The organism is Thiothrix lacustris DSM 21227 (assembly GCF_000621325.1).
Classification (GTDB): Bacteria; Pseudomonadota; Gammaproteobacteria; order Thiotrichales; family Thiotrichaceae; genus Thiothrix; species Thiothrix lacustris.
In genome coordinates this window covers 22,248-41,919 of record NZ_JHYQ01000036.1, presented here as the reverse complement: position 1 = coordinate 41,919, position 19,672 = coordinate 22,248, and the positions used below count along the sequence as shown (strand labels likewise).

Below are 19,672 nucleotides of genomic sequence, written 5' to 3'. Positions count from 1 at the left end.
CTGACCGCTTGCGCTTGTGCCACCGGGGAATCCGCGACGGCTTGCACCACGATACTCACCGTTACCGCCGTTGATACTAAATTGGCACTGTCTTTGACGGTAAACGTAAACGAGGCATTTCCACTAAAATTGGCTTTAGGGGTGTACAGGTAGGTGTTGGATTTGCCCGCAACCGCCACCAAGGTACCGTTTAACGCGCTAGTCGTTCCTAACAAAGCTGTGACGGCACTGCCATCTTCAATATCAGTACCCGTCAACACGATTTCTTTGCTGCTATCTTCAACCAAGCTAATTGCCTGAGGTGTTGCGACAGGCTTACTATTAGTAAGAGCAATAGCTGCAAACGAATACAGGGAAAGTATGAGTAATACTAAACCCCATAACCCATTCCTTTTCATGGAAAACCTCATCAATTCAACGAAAAAATTCTGAATTGAGTATATAATGAAATTCTATTTAATAGAAATAATTAATGAAAAAATATTCAATGGGAGAAATAAGTAATAATCACATTACCATCATAAAAATCTATCACAGCAAATGCATTTAGCCTATTTTGATTTTCAAAATCATCCAAAAATAGACTAAATTCAACTGAAATGCTAAAAAATTAATCAAAAAAATTTATGAATTTAGCTTTTCTTATAAAATTTATTATACACAAGCATGTTATGCTTGCCCTACTATGTATACTGTTCAGCACCGCAATCGTTGGCAAACACATGAAAGCAGCACATATCAAACTTTTGGCACAAGTTCCGCTACTAGCAGGGCTTCCTACAGAACAGATAGACTCATTAGCAAAAGCTTGCCGTTTCGAGCAAATGGCCAGAGGTGAAAATATCATTGAACGCAATGACACATCCCGTCGCCTATACTTTCTCTTAAGCGGACAAGTGCGCATGCTGGATGTGAATCGCCAAGGACAAGAAATTGCCCTTGCTATTATTGATGCCCCGACACATTTTGGTGAATTATCTGTCATTGATGGCTATCCAAGATCAGCAGCAGTCCAAGCGACTTGCCGTTGCGAATTAGCCTCTGTTGGTGTTCGAGATGCTGAAACCCTTATTTACAATGTACCGCAAGTGTCGCGGCGTATTATGCAGAACTTAGCATTAGTCATCCGCAAAAATAACTTGCACCGTCAAGTGCTACAACAACAGAATATCGCCAATCGCCTCGCCGCTTACCTGCTGAGTCAATTACCTGATGACAGGGACACCAGCCAAGATTTCTGTATAAAAAACATGCCTGTTCAATATGACATGGCTATTTTACTGGGAACCACGCGTGAAAGTATCTCCCGTGCCTTAACGTTTCTCAATGAAGAAGGCTTGGTCAGAAAAGAAGGGAAAAATCTTTACATACAAAATACCGAAGGATTACGACAACTGCTAGAAGATGAATGACCCAATCAAGGTCACACTTACTGTAACTGCCAATAAAAGCCAGCAGTTAAGTCTGTAGCGTTTTGTTCAAATAACTTAACATCGGAATCACGTCGACGCCGCTGAAGATTCACTTCAAAACCCAAATTGTTATCAACAGCCATAGACCAACCAACATTCAGTGCCTGCTGTTCAATATTGCGCTTCGCATCACCAAAAAACTCGGGGTTATAAACAGCACCGTCTTGTTGTTTACTAACCCCATAACTAACCGAAAGGTCAGATTTCGGCATCGGCTCAAAGCTCAAACGCAGCTTGGCCGATGTTTCACGATACTCCCCCAATCGAGCAGCAGATTCTGGCCATTGATGCCCAACATCAATCCCCATTTTAAGTTTTTTCTTACCCGTAGGTTGAATTAAAGGTACAGCGATACTGACACGGTGGTAACGCCCATCTGTATTATCAATTGTTTGGTAATTATGATCAGCAAACTGATAACCTAACGTAACCTTACGATCACCTATTTCCTGACTAATGCGCCCACCAAATGCCAGATCATCGCGGTATTCGGCACTATCCAAGAAAAAACGCCCGCCGGATAGAACCAAACGAGGCTCTAAAGCAGCTGAATCAACCGTAGGTTTTATTTCCAACATTCCCCGCAACGTACCCAAATCAAACTCACTATTATCCACACTAGAAGAGTCAGCATCATAAGCATCTCTCCAAGTAGCAATCATATACGCATTACCGTCCAGCCCCTCGGGAGCAGGAATACGATGCTGTCCAGCAACCTCAATATCCAACCACGTCCCATTATGAGCTTTGTTTTTCTCCCCCAATTTCCGCGTGATCGTCTCATCACCTTGGCCAAAAGTTAATTCGTCAAACTGGACACCACCATTAACGTTATCACTCACCCCAATGCCTACCGATAATTTTGCACGAGGTGAAGACGCTTGCTTATGCCTTTCGATCACAATGGCCTTTTCGGCCTGCTGACTCGCAGCACGTACACGCATCTGAGGAATTTGTGCCAATTGCGCATCAATCACCTGACGTACATTAGTTGAACCAGTATGATTATCCAACAAGGTCGCCTCCCGAACCTCTTGAAGTGCTAACGTTGCTTTGTCGTAGTTTCCCAAGTGAAGGTAACAAAATCCCAACTCTATTTTCGCCGCCATGCATAAGGGGTCACGTACTAAAACAGACTCATAAACAGCCACAGCATCAGCACAAGCTTTTTGCTCAGATAACTGATTTGCATATTTAAAATATTTATCGTTTTGACAACTAACGGCCTCTCCCACCACAGGAAGCCAAACAGTCATACCAAGAAATAGAGTAAAGATTTTCTTAACATGCATCAGTGATAGCAAACACTCTAAGTTTATGGGGCAGTTTACGTGTTTCCGCAGACCCAAGGTCTACTTGTATGGAGGCAGGCAATTGACTTGCCGTTTCTTCACCCGCCAAAATATCGTAAGGATAATGACGCGTCAGCTGTTGAATCGCTGAAGCCGCATTCACAGCTCCCCCCATGACGGTATAAGCATGACGTTGTTCTGACCCTAAATTGCCCACAACGACCACACCGGTATTGATACCAATACCCAAATGAATATTAATATTCTGCTGACTAAAGACCGCAGTATTTAATTGTGAAACAACTACTTGCATAGCCAAAGCAGCCTTCGCAGCATGTAGGGCATGTTGATCATCTAACAACGGCGCCCCCCAAAATGCCATAACAGCATCTCCCATGTATTTATCCACCGTGCCCTGATGCTCATGGATAACACCCGTCAGATTGGTAAATAACTGCTTAGTTATATTAGCCACCACTTCCGGCGGTAACATCTCCGCCATAGCGGTGAAACCTTGTATATCCGCAAACAGAATCGTCATCTCGCGACGCTCAGGCTTAAGCCAATCTGACCCCTGACGCTCTATCGCCAATCGTTGAACAACAGGTTCCGGCAAATAATAACCAAACATGCGCCGAATATGACGATGCCTAGCATTAATATCCAACAAGTCACTAATCACTAAATACATCAACAACAACAGAATGAGTGCCACTAAGGGTAGCAATTCCAATGCAATATTATGCGCAGCCCATAGCCAATAGTTACTAACGATCCAAGCCCCCAATAACAGTGGCCCGGTGACCAACATCGCCCGCACCCCAAACTGATGGGCGACTAACAATACCAACAACACGACGCACATCAGCGCCACTTGAAAATACTTCTCATACAAGGGCTGAGTTTTAAAGCGTGGGGCTGCACCATCATCCATCTGTGCAAGCATCGCACCCAACATAACGGCATGAATCTCTACACCGGGCAACTCAGGCTTGAGCGGCGTTGCAACTAAATCATCGCCTTGTGCTTTCGCAGAAGAACCCATTAAGACAAACTTTCCTTTAAGACTCTCAGCATCAATCGTCTTATCTAATACATCAGCAGCGGAGACACTTTCCACCCTTGAATGAAAAGGTATCAAAACCTCGCCAAACTCATTAACAGGGATATGCAATTGCCCGACTGGCTGCCCGCCCAACATTAACCTAAATTTGGGAGAATCCCACCAATGATCCAAGGATGTATCCAATTGCAAACTATCCGCTCCCAATATTTGTCGCCACATAGACAAAGACAGCGCATCAAAATACTGGCCAGCGAATTGATAAACAGGCAATAACTGTCTGACTTTAGCATCAGTATCTATCACAGGAATAATATGCCCAATCGCCGATTGCGGGGTTACAAAACGCGCCAAATTACCACTAAAGTCAACGCCATGCCCCAAATACTGTGCAGCGGGAGGCAAGCCATCTATACCAACTAACGAAACCCCTTCTCCCGTGACATCACCCCGTTTCTTTCGAATAGCTTGCGGCTTATCCGTCAACTTGAGCGCCATCACAATATTATCGGCATATTCCTGTAAGACCTCAGACAATTCACTGTCTAAATCAGACGAGCAACCTGTTTCATCAGGAAAATACACATCAAGGCCAACGCCCGCCACCTGATAATGTGTTAACAGTAACGTCAACATCTCAGCCGTCAAATGACGAGGCCAAGGCCATTGCCCCTTTTGATCCTGACTTGATTGATCAATATCAATGACCACTATTTCTGAATCAACCGTCGCAGATGAAACAGACAACTGCATTCGCTGATCATAAGCCACATACTCAAGACGCTCTAGAAAAGCAGGGCGCTGAGCGGGTGGAATAAACAAATAAACAACAACTGCCACCAGAATAAGAGCAACAAACGCAAAACGTTTAACTACCTGTAGACGTTCATCCACAACTCACCCATCGACCATAGGTCATCTAATTACTGCTGCCAGCTGGTGACACCTGAGATATTATTATCAGGATCATTGAACTCATAACCCGCATATTCAGCATTATCACTGAATTCACCGGATACATTCATCGTAGATTCCAACGGATTACTGACAAACCCTCCCGTTGCTAGCGACAAATCTCCCTGAGCTTGCAAATCAACCGATCCATCCTTCAACCCAGCAGAACTCACTGTCAGATCAGTTTTAAAACGACTACTATCAAAGTCAGCCTCTAACGAAGCGGCACTAACCGATGCAGGCACAATACTTTTGCCATCAAGCACCACTGCTTCACTCTTATCTAACTTAAACGTCATCTTGCCGCTGTGAGGCAACTTAGGCACACCTGCTTCACTGTCTCCCAACACATAGACAGTATTGGAAGCAACGACCTGTTTACTGACAACAGGATCTCGAACGATAATCTGCTCCAGATTTTCGGTATAACCCGCCCAACGCCCCCAATAAAACGGCTGAGATTTCGTCTGCGTCACCACCGCTGGTGTTAACACTGCCTCCACGGTATTACTTAACGTTTTTTCTGACACAATTTGGCTAGAAAGCTCAGAGGTCACCGACTCCTTAGGACCAACTTCCGCAGTAATCGGTGCAAGCGAAGCCACTTCCGCTTTAGAACCACTCGCAACAACCGTATTCTTACTACTTGATGATGAGGCATTGGCCTCGGAAGCCACCACAGTATTTGCTGTCGTAGCCGAATTATTGACAGTATTAGTAGCCGTAACACTAGGCAATGTAGAGGCACTCTCTACAACAACCGTAGTACCATTAACAACAGGAGCCACTGATGTAATTTTTTTCTCGGTAGTTCCTGATGTCGTAGCACTTCCGACACTAGGGGTAGTAGCACTCGCCTGAGTACTAGCACCTTGCGAAGTATTAACCGCAGTATTGGATGTGCTACTACCATTAACCGTTGGTTGCTGAGCACTGGTTGTAGCACTCGCCACAACGGGGGCTATTACACTCCCGTTGCTCGTATTAATAAGCGAGGTAACAGGCGCAATTTTCGAATCTTGTATATTTTTTTCTTCTAACGGATGAGCAGGCGCAACATTATCAGGAACAACCTGTGCATTAATTTTAGGAATACGCACTGCCTTAGCTGCCCGAACCTCGGCTAACATTTGTTGGTCAGCTGCCGTCAATAAAACCACATTCCCACCAGAACACGCCCCAACGGCATAACGCAGGCAACCATCCGAGAAAGGCGAGACGAAAACCCCACCTTGCCGCAAAACAATACTAGAAAAATCAGGGTTGGCTAACACCGTAAAATCCGTTCCCTTAATACCAATAGCCGCAACAGGTGTATTAAAACGGAACCCTTGTTTATTGCCCTGCCCGCCCTTTCCCGTCACTGAGCGGATCACCCCTTTTTTCATATCGAGCAAAATTTTAGTATTGACTGGATGAATTAAATCCACGGTGTAGTAAGCAATGCGAATGGATGATTCTGGACGCAATAACAACAAGGCACCATCCATCATCTGGACATGCATGTGGCTGCCTGCTGCGGTAGAAAGTGTTTGGCCAACATACACAAATGTTTCCGCCAGCCCTTTGATAGGTTCGCCAGATTCGGTTTGTAAGGCACTATTCCCTGTTGAAAAGATGACTTTGCCAACGGGTTGCTCGCCTGTTTCAGGCAACGCCACAACCAAGCCACCAAACAACATCAGCGAGACAAATACTATTATTTGTATGAGTTTCACTGGACACCTCCTGTTAAAACCGAATAACCGCTCTTAACAAGAATACCATGGCATGATAAAAAACCCATGTGATGCCTATCACATTAATTATTCACACCACCCCGCCAGCACCTTAGTTTTCAAACACTGAAAAACTCACTTTGTATACTTTTGCATCGCCACTGGCACATAGTTTTCCAGTGGCAAACTGCCTCGATTTAAACCAAGTTTAGTCATTTGCAGGTTATGAATACGCTTATCCACAAACGACAGCGACTGGCGACGCATCAGAAAAGTATACGGCTGATCTTCGACCATAATACGCTCGGCCTGCTGCCACAATGGCATCCGCACTGTTTCATCGACGGTAGCACGCGCCTGATCGATCAGCTTATCCAGCTCAGGATTTTTATAACTGATGGTATTATCACCATCCGTTTTCGCCTGTGAACTGTGAAACATCTGGAAAATGTCCGTTTCAATCCCACTCGTCCAACCCAACGTAATCGCATCGAAATCCTTTTTATTCAAAGACTCCAACATCACCGGCCATTCCTGAGGAAACGGCTCCATTTTCACACCCGCCCGTGCATACAAGTCTTTTAGCAATAACACCATGCGCTGAGTATCTTCATTAGACTCGAAATACGTCAGTTTGAACGTAAATGGCTTGCCGTCCTTATCCTCCAGCACACCATCCTTATTACGATCCTCATACCCTGCTTCTTTTAACAAGGCCTGCGCCTTTTCCAAATTGAAAGAGAACGTCTTCAAGTTAGCATCATGCTGCTTGCTAGTATTACTGAAGGGGCTGACAGCAGGTTCTGCATAACCGAGAAAAATATCTTGAATAATACGGGGTACATCGGTCAGATAAGACATAGCCTGACGCACCCGCTTATCCGCAAACCGAGTCGGCTTACCTGCACGCTCCTGATTCCAGCCGATATAACTATAACCTGCCACCGGCGGCATATACTCAAAATTATGGCTTTTATCCATGATTTGCTTATCATTTTTCAGACCAGCATATTCCTTGGGACGTGCACCATAAGCATCAATCTCACCGTTACGGTAAGTTGTCAGACGCGCACTATCATTCTGAATAATCTTCCACAGTACGCGATTGAAGGATGGTTGCACCTCACCCCAATAACGATCATTACGCAACAACTCCACACTACCCGCGTCAGGCCGCCACCCTTTAGGATCTGCCAAACGGTAAGGCCCACTGCCTAACAACAAGCCTTTAGATTCATTGAATGCCTGCGGCGTTTTCAAATAAGGTTCGTAGAAATGTTTCGGGAAAATGCTCAAGGTTCCCGCTAACGACAATGCTTCAAAATATGGCTCCTTGTAGACAAATACCACTTCGTATTGACCATTTGCCCGCACTTCCTTGATCTTTTCATAGTAAGCACGCTCACGCGGCGCTTGAATCGCGTCAGTCATAATGAAGTTAAAGCTGAACGCGACATCTTCCGCCGTCAGCGGCTGGCCATCCGAAAACATGACGTCATCACGCATTTGGAAGGTAATCGTCAATCCGTCAGGGCTTATTTGCCAACTTTTGGCAATCAGCCCTTCCCACTCCAAGGTATCTGGATTGCGGGTAATCAAGCTTTCCAGCACATAGCCTTGCACTTCAGACGCATAAGCATCGGTCGACACTAGCGGTGTCAGGGTTTTAAGATTGGTCGCAAAAGCATCCACACTCCAATCACCTTGCGCATAATCAGCCTGTTGCGTCATGGCTTTGGCGCGTTGGAAGGCGGGGGAAATACCGGAAGTTGCCTCAGTGCCAGCACTAGCTGATTGGTGCACCACGCCACTGTTGAGAGCTGTGCGTAATTCACGTATGTCTTTTGCTTGTTCTGACATAGTGGCCTGAACCTCTGCCAACTTATTCCACTGTCGATCAATCTGGTACATGGTCAGCACGATCAATATAATCACTACCGTGATTAACAAATACAGAAACCAGCCCGTGGCACTTGATCGTTTTTGCATACGCTTGTTCATTTACTGCATAATTCAGGGTTCTAGAGCATATCATTAACCCCTTCGGGGTGCAGCATTTACACAAATAGGAGTTCACATGGGTTTTCTGACTGGCAAACGCGCCCTGATTACCGGGGTCGCAAGTGACCGTTCCATCGCTTACGGTATCGCCGAAGCCATGCACCGCGAAGGCGCTGAGCTGGCTTTCACCTACCAGAATGACAAGCTGAAAGGCCGGGTAGAAAAATTCGCAGCGCAATTCGGCTCCAGCATCGTGCTCCCCTGCGAAGTGGCGGAGGATGCCAGCATCGCAGCCGCCTTTCAGCAATTGGGCGAACACTGGGACGGGCTGGACATCGTGGTGCATTCCATCGCATTTGCGCCAAAAGAGCAGCTTTCTGGCAGTATTGTGGACAATACCACTCGCGAAGGTTCACAAATTGCACACGACATCAGCGCTTACAGCTTCCTCGCGCTGGCACGTTACGCCAAGCCGATGATGGCCGGGCGCAACGGCTCCATGCTGGCACTGAGTTATCTGGGTGCGGTTGCCGCCATCCCCAACTACAACGTCATGGGTATGGCTAAAGCCAGTCTGGAAGCTGGGGTACGTTTCATGGCCGCCGATCTGGGGCCACAGGGTATCCGCGTGAATGCAATTTCCGCAGGCCCTATCCGCACATTGGCGGCTTCCGGCATTGCTGGTTTCCGTAAAATGCTCGATCATTTCGAGAAACATGCCCCACTACGCCGCAATGTCACTATTGAAGAAGTGGGTAATGTAGCGGCCTTCCTGTGCTCAGACCTCGCATCTGGGATTACCGGCGAAATAACCTATGTGGATGGCGGCTGGAATATTCTGGGCATGTCCGGCATCGGCGAAGAATAAACTGACTGGGTGGGAGGTGTAACGACTCTTCCCACCTAAGTGCCGTTCGCATGGTAAAAACATGAAGTCACTCATCAAATCGATTACCATTAAGCCTTACAGACAGAAATCGGAAACAAATACCCATGATTCGTAGCATGACGGCCTTTTCCCACCGCGAACTGACCATCGAACACGGTACACTTCAATGGGAAGCACGTTCGGTTAATCACCGCTATCTCGATATTAGCCTGCGTCTTCCAGAAGAATTTCGCAGCCTAGAAAATAGTTTCCGTGAAACCATTCAAAGCACATTGAAACGCGGCAAGTTAGATGCAGCCCTACGCTTCACCCCCATGACGGGCAATAACAGCGAAATCCGCATCAATGAGCCGTTAGCACGCGCCCTTATTATTGCCTGTCGCCAACTGGAAACCATTACCGATAACCCGGAGCCACTCAAGGCTGTCGATATTCTACGCTGGCCAGGCGTTGCACAGGATGCCACGCCTGATCGTGATATTCTCGCAGCCCATGCCAAAGCACTGCTCCAAGATATGTTGGATGATTTATTGGAAACTCGGGAACGTGAAGGCAAGCGCCTCTCTGAATTTCTCTATCAGCGGTGTGATCAAATTGCAGAAATTACCGTGCGGATTCGTAAACATCGCCCCGGTATTATTGCAGGACAACGCGAAAAAATTCTGAATCGCATTGAAGAATTAAAAATATCACCCGATTACAACCGCATCGAACAAGAACTGGTAATCCTCGCTCAACGTCTGGATGTGGAAGAAGAACTTGACCGCCTAATGGCACACCTTGATGAAATCAATGCCGTGCTGGAGCGTGATGAACCGGTTGGGCGTCGCCTTGACTTCCTTATGCAGGAGCTTAACCGCGAAGCCAATACACTTGCTTCCAAATCCAATGATTCCGACACCACCCAAGCGGCTGTCGACCTCAAGGTGATGATCGAACAGATGCGCGAACAAGTGCAAAATATTGAGTAAATGAGATGGAATATAAGGACTATTACAAAATTCTAGGGGTTGAACGCACCGCCGACCAAGACAGCATTAAGCAAGCCTTCCGACGACTAGCGGCAAAGTACCACCCTGATCGAAATCAAGAAAAAGGTGCCGAAGATCGTTTCAAGGAAATTAATGAAGCCAATGAAGTTTTAAGCGATACAACCAAACGCGCCCGTTATGATCAACTGGGTGCGGAATGGCGTGCGGGTCAAAACTTCAAGCCACCACCGGGATGGGGCAAAAGCTCACCACAATTTGACTCATCGTTTTTTGAAGGTATCGCCCGCCGAGGTGCTAACACTCAACAGTCATCTGGTTTCAGTGATTTCTTTGAAGGTTTATTTGGTGGTGGCTTCCGGCGTGGGTCGACAGGGACACAAAACGCCTCTACATCAACACAAACCACCTCCACGCTGCAAATTGAACTAGAAGATATTTACCATGGAATAAAGACAGTAAAATTACCCTCAGGTGGTCATGTCAAAATACGCATCCCACCTGATATTTCTGATGATACAAAGATTCGGATACCCGGAAAAGGCCCACACGGCTCAGATGTTTACCTAAAGGTCAAAGTCAATGAACACCCAACCTACCGTCAGGAAGGCAGCGACATTTACCTAGACCTCCCCATTACCCCCTGGGAAGCAGCACTCGGCGAAACCATAACAGTAACGACCCTGGCAGGTAAAATCAGCCTAAAAATCCCACCGGGATCACAATCTGGCAGAAAGATGCGCATGAAAGGCAGGGGGCTAACAGGTCAAGAACCGGGTGATTTGTATATTGTATTACACATTCATACCCCACCTGCTGATACTGTCGAACAAAAAGAGTATTATGCGCGGATGAAAGCGCTGTTCACCTGGAACCCCCGACAGCATCTAACATGACATGGAACCTTATCTAAAGATAACTGTCTGAAAACATTGAATGCCACATACCGAGAACAGTACAATATGGTCATGTTACCCCTCACTCGCAAGATAGCGTTATTCGCGGTGATCCTCTTTTCAGGCGCAGCACCCAGCACTGCCTTTGCCGCACTTCCGACAGAAGTTAATGGACAAGCATTACCTTCATTAGCAACCATGTTGGAAAAAGTCACACCTTCTGTCGTTAATATTGCAACAGAAGGCCATCAGCCTGCCAGTGACTCACTGATGAGCGACCCTTTTTTCAAACGATTCTTTGGTGATGCCCCATCTGGTGAAGGTCAGATCAACGGCACAGGCTCTGGTGTTATTATTCATGCCCAACGCGGACATGTTTTGACCAATGCTCATGTTGTCGAAAATGCTGATGCCATACATGTTACGTTAAAAGATGGGCGAAAATACCTAGCTGATGTGGTTGGTGTTGATCCGCGTGCTGATTTAGCTGTCCTGCAAATCCCCTCTGATCACCTCACGGCCATGCGCTTTGGTGATTCTGATCGCTTAAGAGTAGGTGATTTTGTAGTCGCGATAGGCAACCCGTATAGCATTGGTCAAACGGTCACATCCGGTATTATTAGCGCCTTGCACCGCAACCCTGGTATTAGTGAATACGAAAACTTCATTCAAACAGATGCGCCTATCAATCTAGGTAACTCCGGTGGCCCATTAGTAAACTTACAAGGTGAACTAATTGGCATTAATACAGCCATTCTAGGTGACCAAGGTGGTGGCAGTCTTGGTATAGGCTTTGCTGTTCCTATTAATACGGCTGCCGGTGTCATTACACAAATCGTTCAATATGGGAAAGTTGAGCGTGGCCAACTAGGTGTTGAAGTACAGGATCTCGATGCAGCAATGGCACGAGACTTTGGCATGAAAAGCAATGTAGGGGCTATTATCAGTCAAGTAATTGCCGGATCTCCCGCCGAAAAAGCAGGTATACAAACAGGCGATATCATTACCAAACTTAATGAGAAAAATGTGAGTAATGCGGTTGATGTGAAAAATATGATAGGTGATTTGCGCGTTGGCTCGGCCGTTCAGATGACAATACTTCGGGCAGGTCGACCAAAAAATATCAAAGTCGTTATTGAACAACCGAGTAGCACTAGATCTTCCATGCCCAAGACAAAAGACCATATGAAAAGTGCCGCCAATCAACCCTATTGGGAAAAAGGCATACGGTAGGTATGAGATCAGCAAATGTCATACCATAAACAACAATTAGCTATCAAAGTATTTTATTTTTATAGTCGCTAGAAATGCGTTACTATTCAGCCAGATTTACTGATTTGATGAATTTTAGTAAATCCACAGTTTCCGTGAAGTATCAGAAGATACGCTACAATGATGCTTAAGCCCGGCATCGGTGTCTTCTGTTTACGGACACAGGTTTGGTGTCCCCAATCCAAGCCTGTTCATTAAACCCCGGCTTTTTAGACCCCCTGTTTGGCCGGGGTTCCTTTTTCCTACAGGAAGAAGGATACCCTCAAAGAAATGAACTCTTCCTGAATAAGCGCCTATTACACTTCAGATTGTGTAGTAATAGTGTCTTTTCCTAACCACTTATCTAAAACATCCCAACACTCATCTAATCCTTGTTGCTTCAACGCCGAAAACATCTGTACCGAAGCTATCCCACTCTCCGCCAACATCTTCCGCACCTGCAACAACGCATTCATGCCTGCACCACGTGTCAACTTATCTGACTTATTAAGCAGAACATGCACGGGCAACATCCTATTCTGCGCCCAACGCAACATAGCCTGATCGTAATCCGTCATTGGGTGGCGAATATCCATCACTAGCACCATACCCCTCAGGGTATTGCGCTGTGTCAGATAAGATTCAATAAATTTTTGCCATTCCAACTTAATAGCTTCTGGCACTTTCGCATAGCCATAACCGGGCAAATCCACCAAAAAATTGGCATCAGGAAGCTGAAAAAAGTTGATTAGCTGCGTTCTACCGGGGGTTTTACTGGTTCTCGCTAATGATTTCTGAGAACACACTCGATTGATTACACTGGATTTTCCAGCATTTGATCTGCCAGCAAAAGCAATTTCCAAGCCACTTTCCATCGGCATGGTTTTTCGGGTAGTGGCACTTTGTAAAAAACTTGCCTGCTGATAATAATGATTCATAATGTTAGCATTCTCTAATATTTTTTGCGGAACGTAAGCAGAATATGTTGTACAATTCAGTCGTTTTTTTCAGAATATCCTTCCCACAACAGTGGACTGGATGACTGAAAAGGCTGTAGAGCGTATGGATATGGTATGCCTGTGTCAGGGTGGGTGCAGATTAAGGCGCACCCAACATGATTGCAAGCAATTGCCGCAACCGCGAGAAGACGGTTAAGGCAGTGCGTCAAGCGGTGAACAAGGGGAGTCACTGGCTGCAGCGCAAAAAACATGACAGATTTTGTGATATTAGGAGCACTTCGACATGAAAAAAGTACTCATGCTTGTACTGACTGGCTTGGCTGTTAGCGTCGCTGCATCTGCTTGGGCAGAGGGTGGCAATGCTGAAGCGGGCAAAACCAAATCCGCGACTTGCGCAGCCTGCCACGGTGCAGACGGCAACAGCACCAACCCTGAATGGCCTAAGCTGGCGGGTCAACACCCAAGCTACATTCTGAAGCAATTAATGAACTTCAAGAATGATGAGCGTGTTAACCCATCCATGACACCAATGGCAAAACCATTGAGTGATGCAGACATGGCAGACCTGGCAGCATACTTCTCCTCCCAAACCAAAAAATTGGGTGAAGCAGATCAAACCAAAGCTGTCTTGGGTGAACAAGTCTACAAAGGTGGTAATAATGCGACAGGCGTTTCAGCATGTGCTGCCTGCCATGGCCCTACCGGTGCTGGCAACCCAGCCGCCAAATTCCCCTCGCTGAATGGTCAGCACGTCACCTACATCAAAAACCAGCTATATAGCTTCCGTAAAGGCGAGCGTGCTAATGATGCAGGCAAGATGATGCGTAACATCGCTGCTGGTATGACTGATGTAGAAATCGATGCGGTTGCCGAGTACATCTCTGGCCTGAAGTAATGTCATTACCATTTGGTAACGCCTTACTGTAAAACAAAGGGTGGCATTTGCCACCCTTTGTTGTTTTAATTCACCTCATTGTAAATATGATTTTTGTGATATGAGAAATTCTCCAACCTCCAGTACGCGCCTGATCAATTTCCTAGGATCCATGAATCTGGCTATCAGCTTGCTGGTGATAGTGGCGATTGCTTCTGTGATTGGCACCATCCTCAAACAGAATCAACCCTATACCGACTATCAGATTAAATTCGGACCATTTTGGTTTGATTTGTTCAGGTCACTAGAACTCTATGATGTGTATTCCGCCTTGTGGTTTCTAGGCATCCTTGCATTTCTAGTCATTTCTATCGCCACTTGTGTTGGCCGCAATACGCCCGGCATGTTACGAGAACTTCGCCATTTCCGCGAAAATGTGCAAGAAAAATCGCTACGGGCAATGAAGCACCAAAGCACTCTAACGACCTCACAAAGCCATACAGAAGCAACAGCTCTTGCAACCCGCATCCTACATGGCCAAGGCTTCAAAACCCGCCAAAAAGTCGATGCTCAACATACAGTCGTTGCCGGAATGAAAGGCGGCATGAACCATTGGGGTTATTGGTTAACCCACCTTGGTATGATCGTCATTTTCCTTGGCGGTCTACTGGATAGCCGCCTACCACTGATGCTTGCTGAATGGCAAGGCAATCTAAAACCTGAAACCCGTAATATTCCTGCTGGTGACGTACCTGCTATCAGCCAACTTCCTCCATCCAACTTCTCTTATCGTGGATCAGTCGACATTCCCGAAGGTAGCCGCGCCAATATCCTATTCCAGCCGATGCGTGACGGCTATTTCGTACAACACCTGCCATTTGCAGTAGAAGTAAAAGAATTCCGTGTTGAACACTACTCTACCGGAATGCCCAAGTCCTTTGAGAGTGATATTGTCATCCACGACAAAGATTTGGAAAAACCGCTAGAAACCACTATTTCAGTCAATCACCCACTCATTTATAAAGATGTCGCTATTTATCAAGCGAGCTTTGGTGATGGTGGCTCGGAAGTGAAATTGCGCCTGCAACCGTTTAGCACACGCTATGCAGCACAAGATCTGGATGGGAAAATTTTTGGTGACTACAAACTGACTAGTTCCGATCAACAGTACACACTAGAACTAAAAGACTTTCGCCTCTTCAACATCAATGATATGGAAGGAGATGAGGGCAAGGTCACAAAGAAAAATGTCGGCCCCAGCATCACCTTCAAGCTCCGCGATGCTACCGGACAAGCGATAGAATACCAAAACTACATGAATCCGGTGAGTATCAAGGGACAGTATTATTACATCAGTGGAGTACGTACTAGCCCAGGCGAACCATTTCGTTATCTACACATTCCACTGGATCCGAAAGGTAGCAAAGATCGTTTCTTCAAGTTCCTCACCAATATGCAAAATAACGAGCTTGTAAAAACAGCCGCTATTGCCACTACTCGCAACTCGATGCAGCAAAATAGCCTGCAAAATGCCGAGATGGAGAATCAAGTCATTGAATCAATGGTGCGGTTAACAGAGCAATTTTCAAGCAAAGGTTCGGATGGCATCATGCAGGAAATTGCTGCACGCTTCCCAGAAGAGAAACGTGAGAATGCCTCCGAAGCCTTTATGAAAGTGCTGAATGCATCACTACGCAGCGTATACCTAGAAACCCTGAAACAAGAAGGCAGTCAGGGCGAACCTAGCGAAGCAGATTGGTTATTCTTTGATGATAGCATTTTGGCTGTCGACAAAATCGCCGCCTATGGCTCACCGTGGCTTGTACAACTAAGCAGCTTCAAACAAATTGAGGCATCTGGTTTACAAATCACCCGCTCACCGGGTAAAGATGTGGTGTATTTTGGCAGCGCCATGCTGGTCTTGGGGGTATTTTTACTATTCTACATCTCCCATCGTAGAATATGGATCTGGATCAAGCCGCAAGGTGACAATCAGTCAGATCTCGTCATGGCAGGCAGCAGCAACCGTAACCAGCCTGAATTTGAACGCTATTTTAATCACTTGCAAGGAATCTTCCAGCAAGTCATGGCACATGAGGTGAAACATGTCAGTTCCACAACAAACGATTGAATCATTGATTGAACGTCCCAGTCTGCTCCAGCAATTAGGGCTGCGTGACTGGTTATGGGCTACGGCAGTACTGGCCGCTACAGCCTTTGTCTTTGCCAAATATGGCAGCATCATGGACGGCTATGAAATTGGCATTCTCGCCATGACTGCTCCTAGCTTGATTGGTTTAGGTTGGTATTGGAAGGCTTTTCAACCTTATGCATTAACAGTTACCGCTTTCAGCTTATTAGGTATTGGGCTTTATGGTGACAATTACGCCAATGCAGAAGTAGTATTTGGCCTGAAATATCTCGTTTCCAGCCAGTCAGCGGTCATGTGGATGAGCGCACTGTTTGTAATGGCTACCGTCACCTACCTTGGTGGACTGTTCTCAGGCAGCGAATTCACCCTAAAAACTGGCACAGCGCTAACATGGGCAGCGCTGATTATGGGCTTAACAGGGCTGATGGTACGTTGGTATGAGACTTATTTAGTTGATCCAGAGTTTGGTCATATTCCAGTGAGCAACCTCTATGAAGTCTTTATTTTGTTCAGTCTCATCACTGGCCTGCTGTACCTGTTTTATGAAGGTCGTTACAAAAACCGTTCACTCGGCGGTTTTGTGCTATTGGTGATTAGTGCAGCGGTGGGTTTCCTATTGTGGTACAGCTATAGCCGTGGCGCTGATAAAATTCTCCCACTTGTCCCTGCTCTGAAAAGTTACTGGATGAAAATCCATGTCCCAGCCAATTTTGTTGGCTATGGTGCATTTGCTTTAGCTGCCATGGTTAGTGTTGCTTATTTGCTTAAATCAAAAGGTGAACGGCAAAATCCTAATGGTTTACTAGCAAAACGTCTTCCCTCACTGGATATGCTAGATGATGTTACCTACAAAGCTATTGCACTAGGCTTCGCCTTCTTTACCATTGCCACCATTCTTGGTGCTATGTGGGCTGCTGAAGCATGGGGCGGTTACTGGTCTTGGGATCCCAAAGAAACATGGGCATTAATTGTCTGGCTGAACTATGCTGCATGGCTGCATTTACGCTTCTCCAAAGGCTGGAGGGGTGAACCTATGGCATGGTGGGCTATTGTAGGTCTCTTTGTTACCCTGTTTGCATTCCTGGGCGTTAATATGTTTCTCTCTGGTTTACATTCTTATGGTGAACTTTAAAGCTAATAGCCAAGTCTAATCATCACAATAACTGACTGACACTGTAATGAAACAAACACAAAAGGGAGATATTGAACCAATGAAACGCACATTGAGCCACACCCTCGGCTTTATGATGGCAGCCCTATTTGCCCTCACTGGCTGCATTCCTGAATCCAGCCAAGCGGAAGAATTCAAGGAAGGTACCCAGTACGTCACCATTTCACCGGCTATTCCAACCGAAGTGCCAGCTGGAAAGGTTGAAGTAACGGAATTGTTTTGGTACGGCTGTCCACACTGCTATGAAATGGAACCCACCATTAACACTTTCCTTAGCAAAAAACCCGATAACGTCGTCTTCCAGCGTGTTCCTGCCACACTAAGTCCACGTTGGGCATACCATGCCAAGCTATACTATGTTGGGAAAATGCTCGATCCTGATGGTGCGAAGAATGTCCACACCAAGATTTTTGAAGCACTACAAAAACAGCGTCGCCAGATCAACGATGATGCCGCCATGACCCGTTTTTTTGTAGAGCTAGGTTTTAGTGCTGATCAAGTTAAAAATGCCCTAAACTCCATGGAAATGAAAGCCATGATGGCACGCGCCGATGAAGTTGGCACAAAATCCAAGGCAGACTCAGTACCCGTCATTATTGTTAATGGCAAATACCGCACCAGCCCAAGCATGGTCGGCAGTGAAGAAAAGCTGCTACAAGTAATTAATTACTTGGTGGCACGCGAGTCTAAGTAATACAGAGAGTGTGATATGCGTAATTTCAGCCTGCTGGATAACATTTTGAATGAAATTGATCAGTCTTTGCGAGTAGTTCATGCCACCGCACCGACTACCGAACGCCCTAATCCAGCGAACGGCGTACAGGAAAGTGCTCCTCTCAACGAAGATGAGCGCGATATGATCAGCAGGCTGATGCGCATTAATCACACTGGCGAGGTCTCTGCCCAAGGCTTGTACCGAGGGCAGGCACTAACAGCCAAACGCGAAGATATCCGCGTACAGATGGAACGTGCCGCCATGGAAGAAAATGACCATCTGAACTGGACAGACAAACGCCTACAAGAATTAGGTGGAAGAAAAAGTCTGCTGAACCCGTTGTTTTACTGGGGTTCCTTCACCATTGGCGCTATCGCAGGCAAAGTTGGCGATAAGTGGAGTTTAGGTTTCGTCAAAGAAACCGAAGATCAGGTCATCAAGCATCTCGAAGAACACATCAACCAACTTCCTGCCCATGCTTTGACTGACATGGCCATCCTACAAAAGATGAAGGCCGATGAAATGCATCACGGTGATGTCGCCATGCAAGCAGGTGGAGCCAAACTGCCCTTTCTAGCACGCAAGCTGCTCATGCCACTGATGTCGAAAGTCATGACCAAAAGTACGTATTACGTTTAATTCTGACGCCAATCTAGCACAGGATATTGCAAACGAGCGGCAAGATATTCACATAGCTCCCCGGCAAGCGCCAATGGTGTTTGCCTAATACCAAGGTCCTTACACTGCGTTACCTGCAAACCGGCATAACCACAGGGGTTAATACGCTGAAACGGCTCTAAATCCATATCTACATTCAGACTCAAGCCATGATAAGTACAACCCTTGGCGACTCGTAACCCCAAAGCGGCAATTTTACGCCCATCCACATACACACCCGGTGCATCTCGATCACCAGCAGCTGTAACACCATGATTCGCTAACAAATCAATAACCGATTGCTCAATCTGCATCACCAACTCACGCACGCCGAGCGCCTTACGGCGAATATCCAGTAGTAAGTAAACCACTAACTGCCCGGGGCCGTGATATGTCACCTGCCCACCCCGATCAATAGGCAATACTGGAATAGTGCCTGGCGCTAGCACATGTTCCATCTTACCATTGCGTCCTAATGTAAATACCGGTGAATGCTCCACCAACCAAAGCTCATCGGGTGTACTGTCCACCCTACTTTGAGTGAATGCCTGCATCTGTTGCCACACAGGAACATAATCCTGAGACCCCAACACCCGCACATGCAAGCTCTCCGTGAGCC

17 protein-coding genes are annotated in these 19,672 nt (G+C 46.4%); 10 read left to right on the top strand and 7 right to left on the bottom strand.

Going from position 1 to position 19,672, the window contains the following annotated elements:
* Positions 1-287, bottom strand: a 287-nt coding sequence (locus tag Q394_RS0114990; RefSeq protein WP_028489974.1) for an Ig-like domain-containing protein, incomplete at its 3' end; no start/stop codon positions are given.
* 435 nt (positions 288-722) lie between these two features.
* Here Q394_RS0114990 and Q394_RS0114985 point away from each other — a divergent pair.
* Positions 723-1,412 carry a Crp/Fnr family transcriptional regulator gene (locus tag Q394_RS0114985; protein ID WP_028489973.1) on the top strand — a complete coding sequence of 230 codons (690 nt, stop codon included), beginning with the start codon at positions 723-725 and terminating at the stop codon, positions 1,410-1,412.
* A gap of 17 nt (positions 1,413-1,429) precedes the next feature.
* On the opposite strand, the gene Q394_RS0114980 is transcribed toward Q394_RS0114985, so the two are convergent.
* From Q394_RS0114980 to Q394_RS0114965, 4 genes are all read right to left on the bottom strand, one after another.
* Positions 1,430-2,764 (bottom strand): tetratricopeptide repeat protein, encoded by a 1,335-nt coding sequence (locus Q394_RS0114980; RefSeq protein WP_156946892.1) that lies wholly within the window; start codon positions 2,762-2,764, stop codon positions 1,430-1,432.
* Positions 2,754-4,721: a CHASE2 domain-containing protein gene (locus tag Q394_RS0114975; protein ID WP_028489971.1), complete on the bottom strand. Its 1,968-nt coding sequence runs from the start codon at positions 4,719-4,721 to the stop codon at positions 2,754-2,756. The genes Q394_RS0114980 and Q394_RS0114975 overlap by 11 nt, the downstream gene beginning before the upstream one ends.
* Before the next feature lie 29 nt (positions 4,722-4,750).
* Positions 4,751-6,499 carry a FecR domain-containing protein gene (locus Q394_RS0114970; protein WP_156946891.1) on the bottom strand — a complete coding sequence of 583 codons (1,749 nt, stop codon included), beginning with the start codon at positions 6,497-6,499 and terminating at the stop codon, positions 4,751-4,753.
* Between the two features lie 135 nt (positions 6,500-6,634).
* A complete protein-coding gene (locus tag Q394_RS0114965) occupies positions 6,635-8,488 on the bottom strand; it encodes a peptide-binding protein (RefSeq protein ID WP_028489969.1) in 1,854 nt (617 codons plus the stop codon).
* Positions 8,489-8,576: 88 nt separating this feature from the next.
* Between Q394_RS0114965 and Q394_RS0114960 the strand changes: the two genes are divergently transcribed.
* The 4 genes from Q394_RS0114960 (at position 8,577) to Q394_RS0114945 (ending at position 12,507) form a co-directional block, all read left to right on the top strand.
* A complete protein-coding gene (locus Q394_RS0114960; RefSeq protein ID WP_028489968.1) occupies positions 8,577-9,368 on the top strand; it encodes an enoyl-ACP reductase FabI in 792 nt (263 codons plus the stop codon).
* Between the two features lie 125 nt (positions 9,369-9,493).
* On the top strand, positions 9,494-10,360 hold the full coding sequence (locus tag Q394_RS0114955; RefSeq protein WP_028489967.1) for a YicC/YloC family endoribonuclease: 867 nt from the start codon (positions 9,494-9,496) through the stop codon (positions 10,358-10,360).
* A 5-nt stretch (positions 10,361-10,365) separates the two neighbouring features.
* On the top strand, positions 10,366-11,274 hold the full coding sequence (locus Q394_RS0114950) for a DnaJ C-terminal domain-containing protein (protein WP_028489966.1): 909 nt from the start codon (positions 10,366-10,368) through the stop codon (positions 11,272-11,274).
* 66 nt (positions 11,275-11,340) lie between these two features.
* The gene (locus Q394_RS0114945; RefSeq protein ID WP_028489965.1) at positions 11,341-12,507 is read left to right on the top strand and encodes a Do family serine endopeptidase; all 1,167 of its coding nucleotides are present in this window, start codon (positions 11,341-11,343) and stop codon (positions 12,505-12,507) included.
* A 335-nt stretch (positions 12,508-12,842) separates the two neighbouring features.
* Here the strand turns inward: Q394_RS0114945 and yihA are convergent, their stop codons facing one another.
* Positions 12,843-13,463, bottom strand: coding sequence for a ribosome biogenesis GTP-binding protein YihA/YsxC (gene yihA / locus Q394_RS0114940; protein ID WP_028489964.1), 621 nt, complete (start codon positions 13,461-13,463; stop codon positions 12,843-12,845).
* A 304-nt stretch (positions 13,464-13,767) separates the two neighbouring features.
* Here yihA and Q394_RS0114935 point away from each other — a divergent pair, with 304 nt between their 5' ends.
* The 5 genes from Q394_RS0114935 (at position 13,768) to coq7 (ending at position 19,035) form a co-directional block, all read left to right on the top strand.
* The gene (locus tag Q394_RS0114935; protein ID WP_028489963.1) at positions 13,768-14,379 is read left to right on the top strand and encodes a c-type cytochrome; all 612 of its coding nucleotides are present in this window, start codon (positions 13,768-13,770) and stop codon (positions 14,377-14,379) included.
* Between the two features lie 100 nt (positions 14,380-14,479).
* Positions 14,480-16,489: a cytochrome c biogenesis protein ResB gene (locus Q394_RS0114930; protein WP_028489962.1), complete on the top strand. Its 2,010-nt coding sequence runs from the start codon at positions 14,480-14,482 to the stop codon at positions 16,487-16,489.
* Positions 16,464-17,642 (top strand): c-type cytochrome biogenesis protein CcsB, encoded by a 1,179-nt coding sequence (gene ccsB, locus Q394_RS0114925; protein ID WP_028489961.1) that lies wholly within the window; start codon positions 16,464-16,466, stop codon positions 17,640-17,642. Before Q394_RS0114930 ends, ccsB begins: the two co-directional genes overlap by 26 nt.
* A 79-nt stretch (positions 17,643-17,721) precedes the next feature.
* Positions 17,722-18,375: a thiol:disulfide interchange protein DsbA/DsbL gene (locus Q394_RS0114920; protein ID WP_028489960.1), complete on the top strand. Its 654-nt coding sequence runs from the start codon at positions 17,722-17,724 to the stop codon at positions 18,373-18,375.
* Positions 18,376-18,390: 15 nt separating this feature from the next.
* Positions 18,391-19,035, top strand: a complete 645-nt coding sequence (coq7, locus tag Q394_RS0114915) for a 2-polyprenyl-3-methyl-6-methoxy-1,4-benzoquinone monooxygenase (RefSeq protein WP_028489959.1) — start codon at positions 18,391-18,393, stop codon at positions 19,033-19,035.
* Here the strand turns inward: coq7 and lipB are convergent.
* Positions 19,032-19,658: a lipoyl(octanoyl) transferase LipB gene (gene lipB / locus Q394_RS20650; protein ID WP_211248829.1), complete on the bottom strand. Its 627-nt coding sequence runs from the start codon at positions 19,656-19,658 to the stop codon at positions 19,032-19,034. The two genes, coq7 and lipB, sit on opposite strands and share 4 nt — an antisense overlap.
* Between the last annotated feature and the right edge of the window lie 14 nt (positions 19,659-19,672).

Coding starts and splice junctions, on each gene's coding strand:
- Q394_RS0114935 (WP_028489963.1), top strand. CDS start 13,768: ATGAAAAAAGTACTCATGCTTGTACTGACTGGCTTGGCTGTTAGCGTC.
- Q394_RS0114950 (WP_028489966.1), top strand. CDS start 10,366: ATGGAATATAAGGACTATTACAAAATTCTAGGGGTTGAACGCACCGCC.
- Q394_RS0114955 (WP_028489967.1), top strand. CDS start 9,494: ATGATTCGTAGCATGACGGCCTTTTCCCACCGCGAACTGACCATCGAA.
- Q394_RS0114965 (WP_028489969.1), bottom strand. CDS start 8,488: ATGCAAAAACGATCAAGTGCCACGGGCTGGTTTCTGTATTTGTTAATC.
- yihA (WP_028489964.1), bottom strand. CDS start 13,463: ATGAATCATTATTATCAGCAGGCAAGTTTTTTACAAAGTGCCACTACC.
- Q394_RS0114930 (WP_028489962.1), top strand. CDS start 14,480: ATGAGAAATTCTCCAACCTCCAGTACGCGCCTGATCAATTTCCTAGGA.
- Q394_RS0114920 (WP_028489960.1), top strand. CDS start 17,722: ATGAAACGCACATTGAGCCACACCCTCGGCTTTATGATGGCAGCCCTA.
- Q394_RS0114945 (WP_028489965.1), top strand. CDS start 11,341: ATGGTCATGTTACCCCTCACTCGCAAGATAGCGTTATTCGCGGTGATC.
- coq7 (WP_028489959.1), top strand. CDS start 18,391: ATGCGTAATTTCAGCCTGCTGGATAACATTTTGAATGAAATTGATCAG.
- Q394_RS0114980 (WP_156946892.1), bottom strand. CDS start 2,764: ATGCATGTTAAGAAAATCTTTACTCTATTTCTTGGTATGACTGTTTGG.
- ccsB (WP_028489961.1), top strand. CDS start 16,464: ATGTCAGTTCCACAACAAACGATTGAATCATTGATTGAACGTCCCAGT.
- Q394_RS0114985 (WP_028489973.1), top strand. CDS start 723: ATGAAAGCAGCACATATCAAACTTTTGGCACAAGTTCCGCTACTAGCA.
- Q394_RS0114960 (WP_028489968.1), top strand. CDS start 8,577: ATGGGTTTTCTGACTGGCAAACGCGCCCTGATTACCGGGGTCGCAAGT.